General features: G+C 39.9%; 20 protein-coding genes. 15 read left to right on the forward strand and 5 right to left on the reverse strand.

Annotated elements, in window-relative coordinates:
• Positions 1-162: 162 nt before the first annotated feature.
• On the reverse strand, positions 163-1,098 hold the full coding sequence (gene birA / locus QM460_RS08405) for a bifunctional biotin--[acetyl-CoA-carboxylase] ligase/biotin operon repressor BirA (protein ID WP_414289810.1): 936 nt from the start codon (positions 1,096-1,098) through the stop codon (positions 163-165).
• 210 nt (positions 1,099-1,308) lie between these two features.
• Here birA and QM460_RS08410 point away from each other — a divergent pair, with 210 nt between their 5' ends.
• The gene (locus QM460_RS08410) at positions 1,309-2,499 is read left to right on the forward strand and encodes an O-antigen ligase family protein (RefSeq protein ID WP_414289811.1); all 1,191 of its coding nucleotides are present in this window, start codon (positions 1,309-1,311) and stop codon (positions 2,497-2,499) included.
• A gap of 49 nt (positions 2,500-2,548) precedes the next feature.
• Here QM460_RS08410 and QM460_RS08415 read toward each other — a convergent pair whose 3' ends face one another.
• Complete coding sequence (locus QM460_RS08415) at positions 2,549-3,097, reverse strand: NAD(P)H-dependent oxidoreductase (RefSeq protein WP_414289812.1); 549 nt, start codon at positions 3,095-3,097, stop codon at positions 2,549-2,551.
• 261 nt (positions 3,098-3,358) lie between these two features.
• On the opposite strand from QM460_RS08415, the gene QM460_RS08420 reads away from it, so the two are divergent.
• The 5 genes from QM460_RS08420 to QM460_RS08440 all read left to right on the forward strand — a co-directional run bounded on the left by QM460_RS08420 (position 3,359) and on the right by QM460_RS08440 (position 8,775).
• Positions 3,359-3,847, forward strand: coding sequence for a DUF5590 domain-containing protein (locus QM460_RS08420; RefSeq protein WP_414289813.1), 489 nt, complete (start codon positions 3,359-3,361; stop codon positions 3,845-3,847).
• A complete protein-coding gene (locus tag QM460_RS08425; protein WP_414289814.1) occupies positions 3,844-5,022 on the forward strand; it encodes a pyridoxal phosphate-dependent aminotransferase in 1,179 nt (392 codons plus the stop codon). The genes QM460_RS08420 and QM460_RS08425 overlap by 4 nt, the downstream gene beginning before the upstream one ends.
• A gap of 150 nt (positions 5,023-5,172) precedes the next feature.
• Positions 5,173-6,516 carry an asparagine--tRNA ligase gene (gene asnS / locus QM460_RS08430; protein ID WP_414289842.1) on the forward strand — a complete coding sequence of 448 codons (1,344 nt, stop codon included), beginning with the start codon at positions 5,173-5,175 and terminating at the stop codon, positions 6,514-6,516.
• Between the two features lie 224 nt (positions 6,517-6,740).
• Positions 6,741-7,940 (forward strand): MFS transporter, encoded by a 1,200-nt coding sequence (locus QM460_RS08435; RefSeq protein WP_414289815.1) that lies wholly within the window; start codon positions 6,741-6,743, stop codon positions 7,938-7,940.
• Positions 7,941-8,007: 67 nt separating this feature from the next.
• Positions 8,008-8,775, forward strand: a complete 768-nt coding sequence (locus QM460_RS08440; protein ID WP_000567559.1) for an epoxyqueuosine reductase QueH — start codon at positions 8,008-8,010, stop codon at positions 8,773-8,775.
• A gap of 268 nt (positions 8,776-9,043) precedes the next feature.
• Here QM460_RS08440 and QM460_RS08445 read toward each other — a convergent pair whose 3' ends face one another.
• The 3 genes from QM460_RS08445 to QM460_RS08455 all read right to left on the reverse strand — a co-directional run bounded on the left by QM460_RS08445 (position 9,044) and on the right by QM460_RS08455 (position 11,225).
• A complete protein-coding gene (locus QM460_RS08445; RefSeq protein ID WP_000775325.1) occupies positions 9,044-9,577 on the reverse strand; it encodes a DUF402 domain-containing protein in 534 nt (177 codons plus the stop codon).
• Positions 9,578-9,665: 88 nt separating this feature from the next.
• Entirely contained in the window at positions 9,666-10,442 is a 777-nt protein-coding gene (recX, locus tag QM460_RS08450) for a recombination regulator RecX (protein WP_414289816.1), read from the reverse strand.
• Positions 10,443-10,451: 9 nt separating this feature from the next.
• Entirely contained in the window at positions 10,452-11,225 is a 774-nt protein-coding gene (locus QM460_RS08455; protein WP_414289817.1) for an aminoglycoside 3'-phosphotransferase, read from the reverse strand.
• A 55-nt stretch (positions 11,226-11,280) separates the two neighbouring features.
• Between QM460_RS08455 and rlmD the strand changes: the two genes are divergently transcribed.
• The 9 genes from rlmD to QM460_RS08500 all read left to right on the forward strand — a co-directional run bounded on the left by rlmD (position 11,281) and on the right by QM460_RS08500 (position 20,898).
• Positions 11,281-12,648, forward strand: a complete 1,368-nt coding sequence (rlmD, locus tag QM460_RS08460; RefSeq protein ID WP_414289818.1) for a 23S rRNA (uracil(1939)-C(5))-methyltransferase RlmD — start codon at positions 11,281-11,283, stop codon at positions 12,646-12,648.
• Positions 12,649-12,765: 117 nt separating this feature from the next.
• Positions 12,766-13,524, forward strand: coding sequence for a triose-phosphate isomerase (gene tpiA / locus QM460_RS08465; RefSeq protein ID WP_414289819.1), 759 nt, complete (start codon positions 12,766-12,768; stop codon positions 13,522-13,524).
• A 124-nt stretch (positions 13,525-13,648) separates the two neighbouring features.
• Positions 13,649-15,385: an ABC transporter ATP-binding protein gene (locus QM460_RS08470; RefSeq protein ID WP_414289820.1), complete on the forward strand. Its 1,737-nt coding sequence runs from the start codon at positions 13,649-13,651 to the stop codon at positions 15,383-15,385.
• A 10-nt stretch (positions 15,386-15,395) separates the two neighbouring features.
• A complete protein-coding gene (locus QM460_RS08475) occupies positions 15,396-17,177 on the forward strand; it encodes an ABC transporter ATP-binding protein (RefSeq protein ID WP_414289821.1) in 1,782 nt (593 codons plus the stop codon).
• Between the two features lie 148 nt (positions 17,178-17,325).
• Positions 17,326-17,844: a Dps family protein gene (locus QM460_RS08480; RefSeq protein WP_214262271.1), complete on the forward strand. Its 519-nt coding sequence runs from the start codon at positions 17,326-17,328 to the stop codon at positions 17,842-17,844.
• Positions 17,845-17,971: 127 nt separating this feature from the next.
• A complete protein-coding gene (locus tag QM460_RS08485; RefSeq protein ID WP_414289822.1) occupies positions 17,972-18,478 on the forward strand; it encodes a dihydrofolate reductase in 507 nt (168 codons plus the stop codon).
• Positions 18,479-18,679: 201 nt separating this feature from the next.
• Entirely contained in the window at positions 18,680-19,912 is a 1,233-nt protein-coding gene (gene clpX / locus QM460_RS08490) for an ATP-dependent Clp protease ATP-binding subunit ClpX (protein WP_223333495.1), read from the forward strand.
• Positions 19,913-19,920: 8 nt separating this feature from the next.
• Positions 19,921-20,508 carry a ribosome biogenesis GTP-binding protein YihA/YsxC gene (yihA, locus tag QM460_RS08495; protein ID WP_049494688.1) on the forward strand — a complete coding sequence of 196 codons (588 nt, stop codon included), beginning with the start codon at positions 19,921-19,923 and terminating at the stop codon, positions 20,506-20,508.
• Between the two features lie 9 nt (positions 20,509-20,517).
• Positions 20,518-20,898 carry a RidA family protein gene (locus tag QM460_RS08500; RefSeq protein ID WP_001140424.1) on the forward strand — a complete coding sequence of 127 codons (381 nt, stop codon included), beginning with the start codon at positions 20,518-20,520 and terminating at the stop codon, positions 20,896-20,898.
• The last annotated feature ends 25 nt before the right edge of the window (positions 20,899-20,923 follow it).

A 20,923-nucleotide genomic window follows, 5' to 3' on the forward strand; every position in this document is an offset into this window, starting at 1 on the left:
GTTTTAGGAACTTTGATAACTTTAAGAAACGAATTTTCATCGCTCTGAATATAAAAATGGAGAGGACAATCGTTGTCCTCTCCAGATGTTAGCTTTTTATTCAACCCACTACAGTTGACAAAGAGCCCAATAATAAAGGTCGATTTTTTTGATCTAGTAGAACTACCATTTAGTCAGCGAAACTTCGCCACTATTGAGCCAAATCTTTTCACCGTTTGCTAATTCTATCTGCAGTTGTCCTTGATCAGAGATGTCACAGGCTTTTCCTGTAATTATTTCCTGATCCTTCTTGAAAGAAATCTCTTTTCCTAAAACGATTGAGCGCTTTTTATAGAGATAGAGGAGTTCATCGGCTTCTGTTTCATAGAAACATTTCCAGATTTCAGCAATCAATTCATTGCGAGTAATGGGAGTATGTTGAGAAAATAAGCTTCCAGCTTTAGTTTGTAGATTCTTGGGAAATTCAGCGATAGAAAAGTTGATCCCGACCCCAATGATAACATCTGTAACGAGTCCAGTTTCGACGGAGGTAATGGCTTCGGTTAGAATACCAGCAATTTTTTTCTGGTTCAGATAAATATCATTGACCCACTTGATATCCACGTCGATTAAACTAAGGTTTTTGATAGCCTTGTAGATGGCTCCAGCTGTTAAGAGTGTGTAGGCAGGGAGATCCTGATAAGGGAGATTAGGCTGTAGGTGAAGGGACATGTAAATCCCCCCCTTATCTGGAGAATAATAGGGACGTTGAAAACGACCGCGTCCCATGGTTTGGCTAGTGGAAAGGTAGAGTTTATCCCCTTTGGCACCAGCTTCCATAGCCTCTTTAGCATCGGTTTGGGTAGATTTTGTTGAGGGTTTAAACTGGACAGTAATGGGACTATTCGCTTCGATTTCCTGAGGCAAGATAAGGTCTCCGTCCAGAAGTTTATACCCACGATTTTTGATACTGTCAATCTCTAGTCCCTCTTGCTGGAGACGTTGGATAGCTTTCCATACGGAAGTTCGAGATAGATTTAATCTCTCAGCTATTTTTTCTCCGCTTAGATAATCAGTCTCAGTAATTAGTATTTTATAGACTTCTTGGTAGGATTTCATGCTAGACCCTTTCTGGAATAATTAGATTTATTGTACCATATTTTTAAAAAAGGGATAGCGATTTTTAAGTAATCTTAGCTAACTATAAAATTTTACCCAGTTTTAGTTAGGAGTATAGAGGTAAAGAGGTTTTCAAATCGCTTGAAAAATGGTAAAATGTTTTAATAACTTATTTATCTGAATGTGATATTCAGAAGGAAAGGATCTGTTGTGAAATCAATAGGTGTCATTGAAAAGTTAAAAAGTTTATCAAAACAAGAAGGACTTCTTTTAGGAGTTATTCTGAGTATTTTCCTCCCTTTTTATCTTTTTGTTATTATTTTTATCTCTTACTTACTTTGGTTAGTATATACTGGGGAGATGAAGGGGATCTTGAAACGTCTGTCTCAACACCCTGTCTTGCTCTTTTTTATTGCATATAGCACTGCAATCTCTCTTCTGGCACAAAATGTGATGGGAGTAGTTTCCTCAGTTGCAATGTTTCTGTTTGCAATCTTCTTTTATTATTACCAATCTCAATTGACTCCTAAATTTTTCAGGTTGACGATTGAAGGGATTTTAGCCTCGAGTGTCTTGGCAGCAGCCTTTGCAGCCTTGGAACATTTTCAAATTGTAAAGAAATTTGATTATACCTTCCTCTCACCACGAATGCAGGTTTGGCATCAAAACCGAGCGGAGGTTGCCTTCTTTAATCCAAATTACTATGGAATTATCTGTTGTTTCTGTATCATGATTGGTTTTTATCTGATTAGCACAACGAAGTTAAGGTGGTTACGAATCTTTTCTATGATTGCCATCTTTGCTAATTTATTCGGTTTAAACTTTACGCAGAATCGTACAGCTTTTCCAGCCATTATTTTTGGAGCGATTATTTATCTCTTCACAACCATTAAGAACTGGCGTGCTTTCTGGCTTAGTATAGGAGTTTTTGGGGTTGGTTTGGCCTTTCTATTTTCTAGTGATTTAGGTGTTCGAATGGGAACCTTAGATTCATCTATGGAAGAACGTGTTTCTATCTGGAATGCTGGAATGGCCTTGTTTAAGCAAAATCCATTCTGGGGTGAAGGACCGCTAACCTACATGCACTCTTTCCCTCGTATTGGAGCACCTTATCATGAACATGCTCATAGTATTTATATAGATACGATTCTGAGTTATGGAGTTGTCGGTACCGTCCTCTTGGGGATTGCTTCTGCCACTCCAGTACGAATGTTGATTGATATGAGTCAAGTACCTAGTAAGCGTCCTATCCTTGGACTTTACCTCTCTTTCTTGACAGTAGTAGCTGTGCACGGAATTTTTGATTTGGCTCTCTTTTGGATTCAATCATCCTTTATTTTCCTTTTAGTGATGTGTAGTTTACCACTAAAACATAGTATGATTGATGAATTAGTTGATTAAGAAAAAGATAGTAGAAACTAACATTTTCTACTATCTTTTTCTTAATCAATTATTGAATAGCTTGAATCAAGTCTTCAGCTTGTTGTTTAAGTGAAGTAGCAACACTGTCTTCAAGGACTAATTTGCCATCTACCCAAGCAGAATCATTGACACGAGCTGCAGTGAATTCACCAACAACTTGTGTACGGATGAATGGCAAGAGGTCTTTGTAGATTGCAAAGAGTTGTTCATGACCTGCATTGGCTACAGATGATACTGTTACAATCTTATCTTGAAGAGCAGATGCTCCGCGTGTATCAGACAAGTCAAGAGCGCGTGAAAGCCAGTCAAGCAAGTTTTTCACTGTTCCAGGAATTGAGAAGTTGTAAACTGGAGAGAAAATCCAGATAGCATCAGCAGCTAGAACAGCTTCACGAGCTGCTGCTACAGCTGGAAGAGTTGGAACTTCAAGTTCTTGATTAAAAAGTGGGATTGCTGAGTAGTCAAGGTAGCTAACCTCAGCTTTACCTGCAAGAGCTTTTTCAGCTTCTAGTGCCATTTGGTGGTTGAAAGAACCTTCACGAAGTGAACCAACGATAAATAATACTTTTTTAGACATAGGAAGTCTCCTTTAGATTTTAATCAGAGTTATCTCTGTTGTTATAAATAATGTTACAACAAAAGGAAATCATTTGCAAGAAATCTGCTCAGAAAATAAAAATCGATGATAGTCAAGATTATTTTTAGGAGTAGAGATTATGAAAAGTCTGTGAAATCAATGATTCAAGCGTCATATACTCCTGTCATAAGAGAAATTCCGAGCCAAATCCTCCTCCTTTATTCACTTGTAATTCACTTGGATAGATGGTAAAATAGACGAGTGAAAATGAGACAGAAAAAAGAAAAAAATTCCTTATTATTTCAGTACAGCATTGGTTTGACCCTGTTGGCTCTAGTTGTGACTTCTTCCTTTCTCTATTTGGTGTGGCTTAGCATGAAGCCTTATCAGACAGCAAAGGTAGAAGGGGAAAAACTGGCTAAGCAGTATGCGAATCTAGAAACGGTCAGCCAGGTTGATATCTTTAATGGCTTAGAAAGCTATTATAGTGTTCTTGGTCAAGATAAGAATCAGAAACCAGTTGCTGTTTTAATAGAGAAAAGTAATAACAATATTTACGTATATCAACTAGAAAATGGCACTTCACAAGAAAAAGCAGAAGCAGTTGTCAGAGAAAAAGGAGCAACTGAGATTGACACGATTACCTTTGGACGGTATGCTGATAAACCCGTCTGGGAAATCAAGTCTGGTGAAGACTACTATCTAGTGGATTTTGAATCTGGTGCCCTAATCGAAAAGGAGAAACTATGAAATTATCTAAACGTGTCTTAGAAATGGAAGAAAGTGTGACTTTGGCTAGCGATGCAAGAGCAAAGAAATTAAAGGCTGAAGGAAAAGATGTTCTTTTCTTAACTTTAGGTCAGCCCGATTTTCATACTCCTGAAAATATTCAGGATGCTGCTGTTGAAGCTATTCGAGATGGACGTGCTTCTTTCTATACGGTAGCTTCAGGTTTGCCTGAATTAAAAGCAGCGGTCAATACCTATTTTGAACGTTATTATGGTTATTCTGTAGCGGCTAATGAGGTCACATTTGCTACCGGTGCCAAGTTTTCCCTTTATACTTTCTTTATGGCTGTGGTCAATCCAGGCGATGAGGTTATCATTCCAACACCTTACTGGGTTAGCTATGGAGACCAGGTTAAGATGGCTGGTGGTGTTCCAGTATTTGTCCAAGCTAAGGAAGACAATCACTTTAAAGTAACCGTGGAGCAATTAGAAGCAGCTCGCACAGATAAGACCAAGGTCTTGGTTCTGAACTCTCCATCTAATCCGACTGGGATGATCTATTCTCGTGAGGAATTATTAGCCATTGGAAACTGGGCAGTTGAGCATGACATTCTCATCCTAGCAGATGATATTTATGGACGTTTGGTCTATAACGGTAACGAATTTATTCCAATCTCTAGTCTGTCAGAAGCCATTCGCAAGCAAACCATTGTCATCAATGGTGTATCTAAAGCTTATGCTATGACTGGTTGGCGGGTAGGTTATGCAGTAGGTGATCCAGAAATCATTGCTGCTATGAGCAAATTGACTGGTCAAACGACTTCTAACCTGACTGCTGTATCTCAATACGCAACAATCGAAGCGCTAACTGGCTCACAAGACTCTGTAGAAACTATGCGTCAGGCTTTCGAGGAACGTTTAAACACCATCTATCCACTCTTGTGTCAAGTCCCTGGCTTTGAAGTAGTCAAACCTCAAGGAGCTTTCTATCTCTTCCCAAATGTTAAAAAAGCTATGGAAATGAAGGGATACACAGATGTTACGGAGTTTACAACGGCTATCCTTGAGGAAGTTGGTCTGGCCTTGATTACAGGAGCAGGATTTGGGGCGCCAGAGAATGTTCGTCTCAGCTATGCGACAGACTTGGAAACTCTTAAAGAAGCTATTCGTCGTTTGCACCTATTTATGGAAAAATAAGAAGTTAAACCTCCGTCCTCTTTGCGGAGGTTTTTGTAGCTAAAAACTTATGAATTTCTATCAAACTAGCTAGCTATCAGCCATTATTTGTGGTAAAATAGTGAGTAATAATGTCTTTGGACAAGTTAAACGAAAAAAGGAAGATAAATGATGACAAAACGTGTAACAATTATCGAAGTAAAAGATTACGTTGGTCAAGAAGTCACTATTGGTGCTTGGGTTGCCAACAAATCTGGAAAAGGGAAAATTGCCTTCTTGCAATTGCGTGACGGAACTGCCTTCTTCCAAGGTGTAGCTTTCAAACCAAACTTTATCGAGAAATTTGGTGAAGAAGTAGGTCTTGAAAAATTTGAAACTATCAAACACTTGAGCCAAGAAACTTCAGTCTTTGTAACAGGGATTGTTAAAGAAGACGAGCGCTCAAAATTTGGTTATGAGTTGGATATTACAGACATCGAAGTCATCGGTGAATCTCAAGATTACCCAATCACTCCAAAAGAACATGGAACAGATTTCTTGATGGACAACCGTCACTTGTGGCTTCGTTCTCGTAAGCAAGTTGCTGTCATGCAAATCCGTAACGCTATTATCTATGCAACTTATGAGTTCTTTGATGAGAATGGCTTCATGAAATTTGATAGCCCAATCCTTTCAGGAAATGCTGCAGAAGATTCAACAGAACTTTTCGAAACTGATTACTTTGGAACACCAGCCTACTTGAGCCAATCTGGTCAGCTTTATCTTGAAGCTGGTGCCATGGCTCTTGGTCGCGTCTTTGACTTTGGACCGGTATTCCGTGCTGAGAAATCTAAGACTCGCCGTCACTTGACTGAGTTCTGGATGATGGATGCGGAGTACTCATACTTGACACATGACGAGTCACTTGACTTGCAAGAAGCTTATGTAAAAGCATTGCTTCAAGGTGTTCTTGATCGTGCTCCTCAAGCCTTGGAAACACTGGAACGTGACACTGAGCTTTTGAAACGCTACATTGCAGAGCCATTCAAACGCATCACTTACGATCAAGCCATTGACCTCTTGCAAGAGCATGAAAATGATGAAGATGCTGATTACGAGCATCTTGAACATGGTGATGACTTTGGTTCACCACACGAAACTTGGATTTCAAACCATTTTGGTGTACCAACCTTTGTGATTAACTACCCAGCAGACATCAAGGCCTTCTACATGAAACCAGTTCCTGGTAACCCAGATCGCGTGCTTTGTGCAGACTTGCTTGCGCCAGAAGGCTACGGAGAAATCATCGGTGGTTCAATGCGTGAGGAAGACTATGATGCCCTTGTTGCGAAGATGGAATCTCTTGGCATGGATCGTACAGAGTATGAATTCTACCTTGACCTTCGTAAATACGGTACAGTACCACACGGTGGATTTGGTATCGGTATCGAGCGTATGGTGACTTTTGCAGCAGGTACAAAACACATCCGTGAAGCCATTCCATTCCCACGTATGTTGCACCGTATCAAACCTTAATAACCATAAAAACGCCGTCTGGCGTTTTTATACTCTTCGAAAATCAAATTCAAACTACGTCAGCTTCACCTTACCGTACTCAAGTACAGCCTGCGGTTAGCTTCCTAGTTTGCTCTTTGATTTTCATTGAGTATTACTTTAAATGAAAGAGGTGGAGAAAATGTAGGCAACTCTAAGTAAGTCTTTTAGAAAAACTCATATTACATATTGAAAGAGAGAAAACGATGTTTAAAAGAACTTACAAACGCAATATTCCACTCCTAGCAGGTCTGGAATTCACATCTTATTTTGGAATTACCAGTTTTTGGATTTTGTTTTTCATTCAAAATGGTCTTTCCTTACTTCAAATCGGCCTATTAGAGAGTATCTTTCATGGGACAAGTCTCTTGTGTGAAATCCCATCTGGTATGTTGGCTGATCGATTTAGTTACAAGACCAATCTCTATTTGGCTCGCTTGGCCAGTATTGTGTCCTCTATCTTGATTTTGTTTGGTCAGGGGAATTTTTGGATTTATGCGATTGCCATGATGGTTAATGCTTGGTCCTACAATTTTGACTCGGGGACCAGCACCGCTTTCTTATATGATTCAGCAGTTGAAGCGGGTCAAAAGGACCGCTATCTTCAGATTTCTAGCTTTTTGTCTGGTGTGGCAGAAGTCACCCGAACCCTAGGTACAGTTGTGGCAGGCTTCTTTATTCACGGAGCATTAGCTTGGACCTATCTGATTGCTATAGGATTTTCATTTCTTTCTATCATTTTGATTTATTTGATGAAAGAACCAATGGCTAAGAGAGAGAAAAATGAATCCTTGACCTTTAAAATGATTGTCCAACAAGTTCGTAAAGAATGGCAGGAAAAACCAGTACTTTTTTACTGGATGCTGACTTATCAGCTAGTAGGGACACTCATGTGTATGTTTTACTTTTATTATCAGCAGAAAATAAGTGACTTAGCAGGATGGCAGGTTTCACTGGTTATGCTTATTGGTAGTGGGTTAAATCTTATAGCGGTTTATGTAGCTAGTCAAATCGGTAAAAAATGGAATAGTAATCGAGTTTTTCCGATGCTTGTTGCACTGACAGGCCTAGCAATGCTATTGGTGTTTTCTGGGACATCCTTTGCCTTTCTTCTTGTATATCTTTTAACTGATACACTTTATGCAGTTTATCAGCCGATCTATTTCAATGATTTACAAGGTTATTTACCTTCCAGTGTAAGAGCAACTATGCTTAGTATCAATTCCATGCTCTTTAGTCTCTCCATGATTGTCATATTTCCACTGACAGGCTGGTTGATTGATCGTTGGGGTCTTATAGCTGTCTTTTTAGTTCTAGGTCTTATCTTGCTCTCAACCTATCCTATCTTAAGAATTGGTCTAAAAAGGATGGGCAAGCTATTAGATAAGGACTTAAAAACTGAGTAAAGCACGAAAACCTATTTGCCCAAAGGATCATCCTGTGGTACAATAGCAAGAGGAAAAGGAGAAGAGTATGATCGATGTAGAAGAAATTCTAAGTAAGATGAATCCCAATCAAAAGATCAACTATGACCGTGTCATGCAAAAGATGGTTCAAGTTTGGGAAAAAAATGAAGAAAGACCAACCATTCTCATGCACGTCTGTTGTGCTCCTTGTAGCACCTATACTTTAGAGTATTTGACCAAATATGCAGATGTAACTATTTATTTTGCTAATTCAAATATCCATCCTAAAGCTGAGTATCACAAGCGTGCCTATGTGACAAAAAAGTTTGTCAGTGATTTCAATGAACGAACTGGCAACAAGGTTCAATATCTAGAAGCCCCCTATGAACCCAACGAATACCGTCAGCTGGTCCGTGGTTTGGAAGAAGAACCTGAAGGTGGCGATCGTTGCAAGGTTTGTTTTGACTATCGTCTGGATAAGACAGCACAGGTGGCCATGGACTTAGGATTTGATTACTTCGGTTCAGCCCTAACCATCAGTCCTCACAAAAATTCACAAACCATCAATAGTATCGGGATTGATGTGCAGAAAATTTATACAACTCATTATCTTCCGAGCGACTTTAAGAAAAATCAAGGCTATAAACGCTCTGTAGAAATGTGTGAAGAGTACGATATCTATCGTCAATGCTACTGTGGCTGTGTCTATGCCGCTCAAGCACAGAATATTGACTTGGTACAGGTCAAGAAGGATGCAACCGCATTTATGGTAGATAAGGATATCGAAAAAGACTATTCGCATATCAAGTTCACTGTTACGAAGTTAGATATTTAGACGAAAACCTGCCACATTAGGCAGGTTTTTTGCTAGGAAAAGGTGATGGAGAGAAGTCGATGGACCGATCTATGAATTCCTAGCCCATGACTTGCGAGACTTCAATAAATCAGTTGAAACTTAAAACTTGTGGATGAAAAATGAAGTTTTGATCAAAGGAGTTTTTTGGAATTTAGAATGTTGATAAACAGCTCAATTAGTCGCCACTCAAAGGCTCGTTGAAAATCAAAAAACGAGGTCAGGATTTTAATCCTGACCTCTGACAACTTTACCGATTCTTTAGTTCTACGTAGCGTTTGTACCAAATGTTGACATAGGCTTCTGAGAAAGGACCTCGCTCATTGTTAATCCAATCAACAAGAATCTTAACATGCTCTTTCAGAATATAGTCTAGATCAGAAGAATACTTCATTTTTCGCTTATGTCGTTCATACTCCTCAACGTCCAAGAGGCGTTTTTCACCATCTGTAAAAACTTTAACATCCAAATCATAGTCAATGTATTTTAAAGCTTCTTCATCCAGATAGTAAGGACTTGCCATATTGCAGTAGTAGGAGATACCATTTTCACGAATCATAGCGATAATATTAAACCAATATTTCTTGTGAAAGTAAACAATAGCCGGTTCTCGAGTCACCCAACGACGACCGTCACTTTCGGTAACAAGTGTGTGGTCGTTGACGCCGATAATAGCGTTCTCTGTTGTTTTTAGTACCATGGTGTCTCGCCAAGTACGGTGAAGACTCCCATCATGCTTATAACTTTGAATTGTAATAAAGTCGCCTTCTTTTGGAAGTTTCATAACTAACCAACTTTCTACAATTTATAAGTTTATCGTTTACTATTGTATCACATTTTTGTTTAAAGTTCTTAGTTTTTTCATGAAAAAATTAAAGATATTCTCTGAGAGCGCTGGCTATATCCGAAAAATCATAACCTTTTCTAGCTAAAACTTGGGTCAAACGTTGTTTCAGTTCGTATCCTTCATACTTTCGTGAGTATTTTTGGTATTGTTTATCTAACTCTTTAAAGATCAGCTCCTGAACAGTTTCTTCATCGACTTGACTATCGAGTTGATCAAAAGCAGCCTTGGCTTCTGTGTAGGAGAAACCTTTGTTGGTTAGGCCTTGGATAATCTTATCCTGTAGAGCACGGGCAGGTAATTTCCCCTGGTATTTTTTCAATAGTTTTTCAGCTGTACGCTCTGCCACTTCCGTCATATCAAATTCTTGTAAGACTTCTTGGATGATGGATTTGGCAACTCCCTTTTGAGAAATCTTCTGCATCAGCATATAGCTTCCCTTATCTCCTGAAAGCTGATTGGAATTGATGATAGCTTGAGTGTATTGGCGATCATTGATCCAATTATCATCTTTTAAAGACTGGATAACTCTGGGGATAATTTTCTCATCAATTTCATGTTTGGCAAGATAATCTCTAACTTCTTTTTCAGTACGAACCTTGAAGGATAAGTGGTAAAGAGCTAGATTTTTACTGTAGGAAAATTGCGCAAAGGATTTAATCTCAGTTAGTTCTTCAGCTGAGATCTCTTTCCCTTTAGTCAACATAAAGCGCACAATGGTATCCTCTGTAATGTAGCAGGTTTGGTCGCTATCAAGCTCAAGTAGAAAGAGTCTTTTTTTCTTTTCAAGTTTAGTTATTTTCATATTTTCCTCTTATCCAAATGCTTCGAAGGCAGCAACGAGTCGAAGTTTGTTGCTATCAACCAGCTCTCTCCCGTAATAGTCGAGAAATAGTTCAGCATATTTGGGATCTTTTAAGTTGTAATTGAGGGACCAAACTGCCCAAAAGAGATCGATATGCCGGTCACTGAAATCAGCCAAACCAAGATCAATAAAACAAGAGAAGTGGTCAGCATCTTTGAGAATAAAGTTTGGTAGACAGGCATCCCCATGAATAAAGGCATCTGTTTCTAAAAGGTGCCCTTGTTCTTGGATGAGTTGGAAGGCCTCTTCGCGACTGTTAATCTGGAATTGGGGTAGGAGCGCCTTGGCATAGAACTCCCCTTTTTCATAGTTTTTAAAGGCTCTTTCTTTATAGGCTTTTAAATGATTTTCTGATGGAAAATTGTGTGGGTTTAAGCTGTGAAGCTTTTTAAGAGCCTCTGCCATTGTTCGGCAGATTTTTTCTGGCTGATCTAAAAAAGCGAGAGCATCACGGCCAATGGCTTCTTTTGTCAGAAGATAGTCTTTATCCGTAGATAAATAGTCGATAACAGGAGTTCCTATTCCCTCTTGTTCAAACCAACTCGCAATGCTAGCTTCTCGCTCTAATCTTCCCTTTTGATCTATTTTTAAATAGTAACCCGAGTCAAGATAAAGGACCCTTGCGCCTGAATGAGAAGAGCTGTCAGAAAGGCTTGCCCCCTCTACATAAGTTCGTAATTGATCAGGAAAATCCAATGAGGAAAAAGATATCTTTGTATTCATGGTTTTATTGTAACATATTCTTAACCATTGAGAAACTACGTGGTATAATAGACTTATGAATCTAAAAGTCAAACAAAAAATTCCATTAAAAATCAAGCGCATGGGGATTAACGGGGAAGGAATTGGTTTTTTCCAGAAAACCCTCGTTTTTGTTCCTGGTGCCCTCAAGGGAGAAGATATCTATTGTCAGGTAACTTCTGTTAAGCGTAACTATGTTGAGGCCAAACTGCTTGAGGTCAATAAAAAATCTAAGTTTCGAGTAGTTCCAGACTGTACCATTTATAATGAGTGTGGAGGCTGTCAAATCATGCACCTGCACTATGACAAGCAGTTGGAATTCAAGACAGATCTTCTCCATCAAGCACTGAAGAAATTTGCCCCTGCTGGCTACGAAAACTTTGAAATCAGACCAACCATTGGCATGCAGAAACCAAAGTATTATCGAGCTAAACTGCAATTCCAAACTCGAAAGTTCAAAGGTCAAGTCAAGGCAGGTTTGTATGCTCAGAATTCCCATTATTTGGTCGAGTTAAAGGACTGCCTGGTTCAAGATAAGGAGACACAAGCTATTGCCAATCGCATTGCTGAACTCTTGACTTACCATCAAATTCCGATTACAGATGAACGGAAAATTCTTGGAGTTCGGACCATCATGGTTCGTCGAGCACGGAAAACTGGGCAAGTTCAGATTATCATTGTGACCAATCGCCAATTGAATTTGACTCAATTTGTGAAAGACCTAGTCAAGGATTATCCTGAAGTAGTGACTGTCGCAGTCAATACCAATACTGCCAAAACTTCTGAGATTTATGGGGACAAGACAGAGATTATTTGGGGTCAAGATAGTATACGTGAGGGTGTTTTAGACTATGAGTTCTCTCTTTCACCTCGAGCTTTTTATCAGCTTAATCCTGAACAGACGGAAATCCTCTACAGTGAAGCGGTTAAGGCCTTGGACGTGACTGAGAACGACCATCTGATTGATGCTTATTGTGGTGTTGGGACCATTGGTTTTGCTTTTGCTAAAAAAGTCAGAAGTTTGAGAGGGATGGATATTATCCCAGAAGCTATTGAGGATGCCAAAGAAAATGCTAAGCGTATGGGGTATACCAATACCCACTATGAAGCAGGGACTGCAGAAGAAATTATTCCTCGTTGGTACAAGGAAGGCTATCGTGCAGATGCCTTGATTGTGGATCCGCCACGTACAGGTTTAGATGATAAGCTCTTGGATACCATTGTCAAATACGCTCCTGAAAAGATGGTTTATGTATCTTGTAATGTGTCTACCTTGGCGCGTGATTTAGTCCGTTTGGTAGAGGTCTATGACCTGCATTATATCCAGTCCGTTGACATGTTTCCACACACGGCTAGAACAGAAGCAGTGGTCAAATTAACGAGGCGCAAGCCAGCTTTCAAATAGAAATGGCAACTGGAAAGTTTTTGAAAAGAAGACTTCTAGTTACAGAGTAAGATTTGCAAGCTATCTATAAATATGATAAAATAAGTAGAAAATAAAATGAAAAAAGAGGTATGTGAAATGTCACGTAAACCATTTATCGCTGGTAACTGGAAAATGAACAAAAACCCAGAAGAAGCAAAAGCATTCGTTGAAGCTGTAGCATCAAAACTTCCTTCAGCTGATCTTGTTGAAGCAGGTATCGCAGCTCCAGCTCTTGATTTGACAACTGTTCTTGCTGCTGCTAAAGGTTCAAGCCTTAAAGTTGCTGCTCAAAACTGCTACTTTGAAAATGCTGGTGCTTTCACTGGTGAAACTAGCCCACAAGTTTTGAAAGAAATCGGTACTGACTACGTTGTTATCGGTCACTCAGAACGCCGTGACTACTTCCACGAAACAGATGAAGACATCAACAAAAAAGCAAAAGCAATCTTTGCTAACGGTATGCTTCCAATCATCTGTTGTGGTGAGTCTCTTGAAACTTACGAAGCAGGAAAAGCTGCTGAATTCGTAGGTGCTCAAGTTTCAGCTGCTCTTGCAGGATTGACTGCAGAACAAGTAGCTTCATCAGTTATCGCTTATGAGCCAATCTGGGCTATCGGTACTGGTAAATCAGCTTCACAAGACGATGCACAAAAAATGTGTAAAGTTGTTCGTGACGTTGTAGCAGCTGACTTTGGTCAAGAAGTAGCTGATAAAGTACGTGTTCAATACGGTGGTTCAGTTAAACCTGAAAACGTTGCAGAATACATGGCTTGTCCAGACGTTGACGGAGCTCTTGTTGGTGGTGCATCACTTGATCCAGAAAGCTTCTTGGCATTGCTTGACTTTGTAAAATAAGCTTCAAATATCTGAGACAGACAGTTTCCTCCCTCGTGGTTAAGACTGCCTGTCTTCTTTTTAGTAAAAAGGCGTGCGTAAGCACGCTCTTTTCTGCATTTTGAATGAAAAAGAAAGGAGAATTATGCTTTATATTTGGTCTTATCTCAAACGTTATCCCAAGTGGTTAGTGTTAGACTTCTTCGGAGCTATTTTCTTTGTTATTGTCAATCTTGGGCTACCGACTGTTCTTGCTCGCATGATTGACCAGGGGATTAATCAAGGTAATGAAGAAAAGCTATATTTTTGGGCTATCGTAATGTTGGTTATTATCGTCTTGGGGACATTTGGACGGGTTGTTCTAGCCTATGCTGCTAGTAAACTGACCACTAATATGGTTAAGGACATGCGAAATGATGTTTATGCTAAATTACAAGAGTATTCTCATCACGAATATGAACAAATTGGTGTTTCTTCATTGGTGACTCGTATTACCAGTGATGCCTTTGTCCTCATGCAGTTTGCAGAACAGACGCTTAAGCTGGGTGTTATCACTCCCATGATGATGCTGTCGAGTATTCTCATGATTTTCTTGACGAGTCCTTCACTAGCCTGGATTGTAGCTTTTTCCGTTCCTTTTCTAGCTGTAGTAGTCATTTATGTGGCGGTCAAAACGCGTCCCTTATCTGAAAAGCAACAGAAAACACTGGATAAGATTAACCAGTATGTCCGTGAAAATTTGATGGGGCTACGAGTGATTCGTGCCTTTGCTCGTGAAGACTTCCAAGAAAACCGTTTCGAAGAGAAAAATGCAATCTATGCGGATAATTCAAATCGCTTGTTCAAATTAACTGGTTTGACGGAACCACTATTTGTGCAAATCATTATCGCTATGATTGTGGCTATCGTTTGGTTTGCTTTGGATCCTCTCAAACAGGGAAGTTTGCAGATTGGGGATTTGGTAGCCTTCATCGAGTATAGTTTCCATGCTCTCTTGTCCTTCCTTTTCTTGTCAAACCTTTTTACCATGTATCCTAGAACGGCCGTATCTAGTGAGCGTTTGAAGGAAATCATGGACATGCCTATTTCCATTGATCCAAACGAGGATGGAGTTCAAGAGACAGAAACTCATGGATATCTAGAATTTGATAATGTGACCTTTGCCTATCCAGGGGAAACAGAAAGCCCTGTTTTGCATAACATTTCCTTTACTGCTAAACCGGGAGAAACCATTGCTTTTATCGGCTCAACTGGTTCAGGTAAGTCTACTCTAGTTCAATTGATTCCTCGTTTCTACGATGTTACACTAGGGAAAATTAAGGTCGATGGTGTTGATGTCCGAGATTACCGTCTCAAATCACTCCGCCAGAAGATTGGGTTTATTCCCCAAAAGGCCTTGCTCTTTACTGGGACTATCGCAGACAATCTCCGCTATGGTAAAGAGGATGCCAGTCATGAGGACTTGCACCAAGCAGCTGATGTAGCCCAAGCCAAAGACTTTATCGAAAGTCGAGAAGAAGGTTTTGCAACTCATCTGGCTGAAGGGGGAAGCAACCTATCAGGTGGTCAAAAGCAACGCTTGTCGATTGCCCGCGCAGTCATCAAGGGTCCAGATATCTATATCTTTGATGATTCCTTCTCAGCCTTGGACTACCGTACAGATGCTATCTTGCGTCGTCGTCTTAAGGAAGTCACCCAAAATGCAACCGTCCTAATCGTTGCGCAACGTGTTGGAACCATCATGGATGCTGACCAGATTATTGTGCTTGATAAAGGCGAAATCGTTGGTCGTGGCCGTCACGAGGAATTGATGGGAACCAATGACATCTATCGAGAAATTGCTGAGTCGCAGTTGAAAAATGCGTCTCTGACAGAAGAATAGGAGGTAAAGGATGAAACAACAATCTAGTCTAGCTCGTCTATGGAGCTATTTAAAAGCTTACCGTTTCTCTGTTTTCTTTGCAGTCTTCTTGAAAATAGTCAGTGTCATTATGAGTGTTATCGAGCCTTTCGTATTGGGGCTTGCTATTACAGAGTTAACCAGCAATCTTCTTGCCATGGCAAATGGTGTTGCAGGAGCAGGGATTAATACCAGCTATATCGCAGTGATACTGGTAATCTATCTCTTGCGTGGCCTTTTTTATGAGTTGGGTTCTTACTACTCAAACTATTTTATGACCAATGCTGTCCAGTCTATGATACAGGACTTGCGAAATGAAATGAGCGAAAAAATCAACCGCATCCCTGTGTCCTACTTTGATAAGCACCAATTTGGGGATTTGCTGGGACGTTTTACTAGCGATGTAGAGACCGTATCTAATGCTCTGCAGCAATCCTTCTTACAGATTGTCAATGCAGTCTTTACCATTCTTTTTGTTATGGGAATGGTCCTCTATCTAAATCTTCAGCTGGCTATCATTGTTATCTTGTCGATTCCGATTACTTATTTTGGTGCTAAAACGATTCTGAATCGTTCGCAGCCGTACTTTAAACAGCAGGCAGCTATATTGGGACGAATGAATGGATTTGTGCAAGAAAACTTGACAGGTTTTAATGTTTTGAAGCTCTATGGACGTGAAGAAAACTCGCAGCAGGAATTTGCAGCTATTACAGATGAATTGCAACAGGTTGGTTTTAAGGCTAGCTTTATCTCAGGTTTGATGATGCCTGCTCTTCACATTGTATCTGATTTAACCTACCTGATTGTTGCAGTATTAGGTGGATTGCAGGTTATCGCAGGTCGCTTGACTATTGGTAATATGCAGGCTTTCGTTCAGTATGTGTGGCAGGTCAGTCAACCAATTCAGAATATCACTCAATTAGCAGGGCAAATGCAAAGTGCCAAGTCTTCGCTTGACCGTGTCTTTGAAGTTTTGGATGAACAGGAAGAAGTCCAAGCTACAGAAGTGAAAGAACTGGCACCATTGACAGGTCAAGTTAGTTTCAAGAATGTCGATTTCCAATACGTGGAAAACAAACCATTGATTCGCAATTTCAACTTAGATGTTGAACCTGGAGAGATGGTAGCTATCGTGGGACCTACTGGAGCAGGTAAAACTACCTTGATCAACCTGCTTATGCGTTTTTACGATGTGACAGCTGGTGCAATTTTAGTGGATGGGCAAGATATTCGTGACCTGTCTCGTCAGGACTACCGTCGTCAGTTTGGGATGGTCCTACAGGATGCCTGGCTCTATGAAGGCAGTATCAAGGAAAATCTTCGCTTTGGAAATCTGGAGGCAACAGATGAAGAAATCGTTGAAGCTGCTAAGGCGACCAATGTTGACCACTTTATCCGCACCCTTCCTGGTGGTTATAACATGGAGATGAACCAAGAATCAAGTAATATTTCTCTTGGTCAGAAACAACTTTTGACCATTGCGCGTGCTCTCTTGGCGGATCCAAAAATTCTTATTCTGGATGAAGCGACTTCTTCAGTTGACACCCGTTTAGAACTCTTGATTCAAAAGGCTATGAAACGTTTGATGAAGGGGAGAACAAGTTTTGTTATTGCCCATAGACTTTCTACTATTCAGGAAGCGGACAAGATTTTAGTGCTGAAAGATGGACAGATTATCGAACAAGGAAATCATGAAAGTCTCTTAGCTGCAAAAGGATTCTATTATGACCTTTATCAAAGCCAATTCTCTCGGAAAGATACTGAAAATAACTAAAAAGATATCTGCTCATTTTCTTAAATTATCAGTCTATTACAACTTTTTTAATATGGGTTAATTTTCTTGCTTTTGTCTACTAGGTGTAGTATACTGAGGTAGTAATCAATAAATATGGTTACAAAAATAATATTATGAGGTGAGAAAAATGGTTGAATTGAAAAAAGATGCATTAAAAGATGTAACAACATTATCTAAGACAGCTCCTGAAGCGCTAGTAAAAACAAAGGAAGTCTTGAATCAAGCCGTGGCTGACTTGTACGTAGCGCATATCGCTCTTCATCAAGTTCACTGGTACATGCGTGGACGTGGTTTTATGGTATGGCATCCTAAGATGGATGAATACATGGATAGCCTTGATGGTTACCTTGATGAAATCAGCGAACGCTTGATCACTCTTGGTGGCAAACCTTACTCTACTTTGACAGAATTCCTTCAACACAGTGAAATCGAAGAAGGAGCTGGAGAGTTCCGTAACGTAGAAGAAAGTTTGGAACGTGTCCTTGAAATTTATCGTTACCTTATCACTCTTTTCCAAAAAGCATTGGATGTAACAGATGAAGAAGGTGATGATGTAACCAATGATATCTTCGTTGGTGCTAAAGCTGACCTTGAAAAAACAGTCTGGATGCTTGCAGCAGAATTAGGACAAGCACCTGGTTTGTAAGATACTGTATTTTTCTAAAAATCCGTAGAAGTTTTCTACGGATTTTTTCTATTCAGGAGGGCATTCCAAAACAGTCTTTTTTGAAGATTTTTGATAAAATAGAACTATCAATGAAAAGGATGAAAGCATGACAAAGAAAATCGTAGCCATTTGGGCTCAAGATGAAAAGGGTGTAATCGGGAAAGAGGATCGTTTACCTTGGCATTTGCCAGCAGAGTTAAAACATTTTAAAGAAACAACCTTGAATCATGCCATTTTAATGGGTCGTGTAACCTTTGATGGGATGGGTCGACGATTGCTTCCAGGACGTGAAACCTTGATTTTGACGCGTAATCCCGAAGAAACAATCGATGGTGCTCTGGTCTTCCAAAATGTTGAGGATGTTTTAGACTGGTATCATCATCAGGATAAAAATCTATACATCCTTGGTGGCAAGCAAATTTTTCAGATTTTTGAACCTTTCTTAGATGAGCTTATTGTGACACAAATTCATGCTCAAGTTGAAGGGGATACCTATTTCCCAGAAGATTTTGACTTGACTGCTTTTGAAACTATTACAAGTAAATCTTATAGCAAAGATGAAAAAAATGCCTATGATTTTACCATCGAATATAGAAAGAGAAAGGAAGTCTAATGGAGCGCAGTATTTTTGGATTTTTTACAGCTCTTTTGTGTGCTGTCTGTCTAGTAGCTGGAACACACGCTTTTCGTAAAAAGCGCTTTGGACTTGCTACTCTGCTTTGGCTTAATGCTTTTACAAACTTGGTGAATAGCATTCATGCTTTTTATATGACCTTATTTTAGATAGAAAGAATAGTTAGAACGGAAGGGAATCATGCCTACAAATAGGAAAAATGATATGATGGTTTATTGCTCATTTTGTGGCAAAAGCCAAGAAGAAGTTAAAAAAATAATTGCTGGGAACAATGCCTTTATCTGTAATGAATGTGTGGAGTTGGCCCAGGAAATTATTCGTGAGGAGTTGGCTGAGGAAGTTTTGGCGGACTTGTCTGAGGTACCAAAACCAATCGAACTCCTAAACATTTTGAACCACTATGTGATCGGTCAAGATCGTGCCAAACGGGCTCTGGCAGTGGCTGTATATAACCACTACAAACGCATCAATTTCCATGACACTCGTGAAGAGACTGAAGATGTGGATTTGCAAAAGTCAAACATTCTAATGATTGGCCCAACTGGATCAGGGAAGACCTTCCTTGCTCAGACTCTTGCTAGAAGTTTGAATGTACCTTTTGCTATTGCTGATGCAACGGCTCTTACTGAGGCTGGTTATGTAGGTGAGGACGTGGAAAACATTCTCCTCAAACTCTTGCAGGCAGCTGACTTTAACATTGAACGTGCAGAACGTGGGATTATCTACGTCGATGAGATTGATAAGATTGCTAAGAAGAGCGAAAATGTTTCCATCACACGTGATGTTTCTGGTGAAGGTGTGCAACAAGCCCTCCTTAAGATTATCGAAGGTACAGTAGCAAGTGTTCCTCCTCAAGGTGGACGCAAACATCCACAACAAGAAATGATTCAAGTAGACACCAAGAATATCCTCTTCATCGTGGGTGGTGCCTTTGATGGAATCGAAGAAATTGTCAAACAGCGTCTTGGTGAAAAAGTTATCGGTTTCGGACAAAATAGCAAGGCTATTGACGAAAACAGTTCTTACATGCAAGAAATCATTGCAGAAGATATTCAGAAATTCGGTATTATTCCTGAATTGATTGGACGCTTGCCTGTCTTTGCAGCTTTAGAACAGTTAACTGTTGATGATTTGGTTCGCATCTTGAAGGAACCAAGAAATGCCTTGGTCAAACAATACCAGACCTTGCTTTCATATGACGATGTTGAGCTTGAATTTGACGATGAAGCACTTCAGGAAATTGCGAACAAAGCCATCGAACGTAAAACTGGTGCGCGTGGTCTTCGTTCAATCATCGAAGAAACTATGCTAGACGTTATGTTTGAAGTTCCAAGTCAAGAGAATGTGAAGACAGTTCGTATCACAAAAGAAGCAGTTGATGGAACAGCTAAGCCAATCCTAGAGACAGCCTAGAGGTGACTATGGAAATCAATACACACAATGCTGAGATTTTACTGAGTGCTGCCAACAAGTCCCACTATCCGCAGGATGAACTTCCTGAAATTGCTCTTGCAGGACGCTCAAATGTTGGTAAATCGAGCTTTATCAATACCATGCTCAATCGTAAAAATCTAGCTCGTACCTCTGGAAAACCAGGGAAAACACAACTACTTAATTTCTTTAATATTGATGATAAGATGCGTTTTGTAGATGTGCCTGGTTACGGTTATGCCCGTGTGTCCAAAAAGGAACGCGAAAAATGGGGACGCATGATTGAGGAGTACTTAACCACTCGAGAAAATCTTCGAGCAGTGGTTAGTCTCGTTGACCTTCGTCATGATCCGTCAGCAGATGATGTACAGATGTACGAATTTCTTAAATATTATGAGATTCCTGTCATCATTGTGGCGACCAAGGCAGACAAGATTCCGCGTGGTAAATGGAACAAGCACGAATCAGCTATTAAAAAGAAATTAAACTTTGATCCAAGTGATGATTTCATCCTCTTTTCATCCGTTACAAAAGCAGGAATGGACCAGGCTTGGGATGCTATTTTAGAAAAATTGTGAGGAATACATATGGCAAAAACAATTCATACAGATAAAGCTCCAAAGGCAATCGGACCTTATGTTCAAGGAAAAATCGTTGGGAACCTTTTGTTTGCTAGCGGTCAAGTTCCTTTATCTCCTGAAACTGGAGAAATCGTAGGAGAAACGATCCAAGAACAGACTGAACAAGTTTTGAAAAACATTGGAGCTATTTTGGCAGAAGCAGGCACAGATTTTGACCATGTTGTTAAAACGACTTGTTTCTTGAGCGATATGAACGACTTTGTACCTTTCAATGAGGTATACCAAACAGCCTTTAACAAGGAATTTCCAGCTCGTTCAGCTGTGGAAGTGGCTCGTCTTCCTCGCGATGTAAAAGTCGAAATTGAAGTCATCGCAGAGATTGGATAAGCGAGTTGAAGTTTGGTTCTTCCAA

Source organism: Streptococcus infantis, assembly GCF_047464415.1.
GTDB classification, from domain to species: domain Bacteria; phylum Bacillota; class Bacilli; order Lactobacillales; family Streptococcaceae; genus Streptococcus; species Streptococcus infantis_AE.

Excerpts from the sequence above, each read along its gene's own strand:
- rlmD (WP_414289818.1), top strand. The coding sequence starts at position 11,281 with ATGAATCTAAAAGTCAAACAAAAAATTCCATTAAAAATCAAGCGCATG.
- QM460_RS08445 (WP_000775325.1), bottom strand. The coding sequence starts at position 9,577 with ATGAAACTTCCAAAAGAAGGCGACTTTATTACAATTCAAAGTTATAAG.
- tpiA (WP_414289819.1), top strand. The coding sequence starts at position 12,766 with ATGTCACGTAAACCATTTATCGCTGGTAACTGGAAAATGAACAAAAAC.
- QM460_RS08480 (WP_214262271.1), top strand. The coding sequence starts at position 17,326 with ATGGTTGAATTGAAAAAAGATGCATTAAAAGATGTAACAACATTATCT.
- QM460_RS08500 (WP_001140424.1), top strand. The coding sequence starts at position 20,518 with ATGGCAAAAACAATTCATACAGATAAAGCTCCAAAGGCAATCGGACCT.
- QM460_RS08485 (WP_414289822.1), top strand. The coding sequence starts at position 17,972 with ATGACAAAGAAAATCGTAGCCATTTGGGCTCAAGATGAAAAGGGTGTA.
- QM460_RS08470 (WP_414289820.1), top strand. The coding sequence starts at position 13,649 with ATGCTTTATATTTGGTCTTATCTCAAACGTTATCCCAAGTGGTTAGTG.
- yihA (WP_049494688.1), top strand. The coding sequence starts at position 19,921 with ATGGAAATCAATACACACAATGCTGAGATTTTACTGAGTGCTGCCAAC.
- QM460_RS08415 (WP_414289812.1), bottom strand. The coding sequence starts at position 3,097 with ATGTCTAAAAAAGTATTATTTATCGTTGGTTCACTTCGTGAAGGTTCT.
- asnS (WP_414289842.1), top strand. The coding sequence starts at position 5,173 with ATGACAAAACGTGTAACAATTATCGAAGTAAAAGATTACGTTGGTCAA.
- QM460_RS08425 (WP_414289814.1), top strand. The coding sequence starts at position 3,844 with ATGAAATTATCTAAACGTGTCTTAGAAATGGAAGAAAGTGTGACTTTG.
- QM460_RS08475 (WP_414289821.1), top strand. The coding sequence starts at position 15,396 with ATGAAACAACAATCTAGTCTAGCTCGTCTATGGAGCTATTTAAAAGCT.
- clpX (WP_223333495.1), top strand. The coding sequence starts at position 18,680 with ATGCCTACAAATAGGAAAAATGATATGATGGTTTATTGCTCATTTTGT.
- QM460_RS08440 (WP_000567559.1), top strand. The coding sequence starts at position 8,008 with ATGATCGATGTAGAAGAAATTCTAAGTAAGATGAATCCCAATCAAAAG.
- QM460_RS08455 (WP_414289817.1), bottom strand. The coding sequence starts at position 11,225 with ATGAATACAAAGATATCTTTTTCCTCATTGGATTTTCCTGATCAATTA.
- recX (WP_414289816.1), bottom strand. The coding sequence starts at position 10,442 with ATGAAAATAACTAAACTTGAAAAGAAAAAAAGACTCTTTCTACTTGAG.
- birA (WP_414289810.1), bottom strand. The coding sequence starts at position 1,098 with ATGAAATCCTACCAAGAAGTCTATAAAATACTAATTACTGAGACTGAT.
- QM460_RS08435 (WP_414289815.1), top strand. The coding sequence starts at position 6,741 with ATGTTTAAAAGAACTTACAAACGCAATATTCCACTCCTAGCAGGTCTG.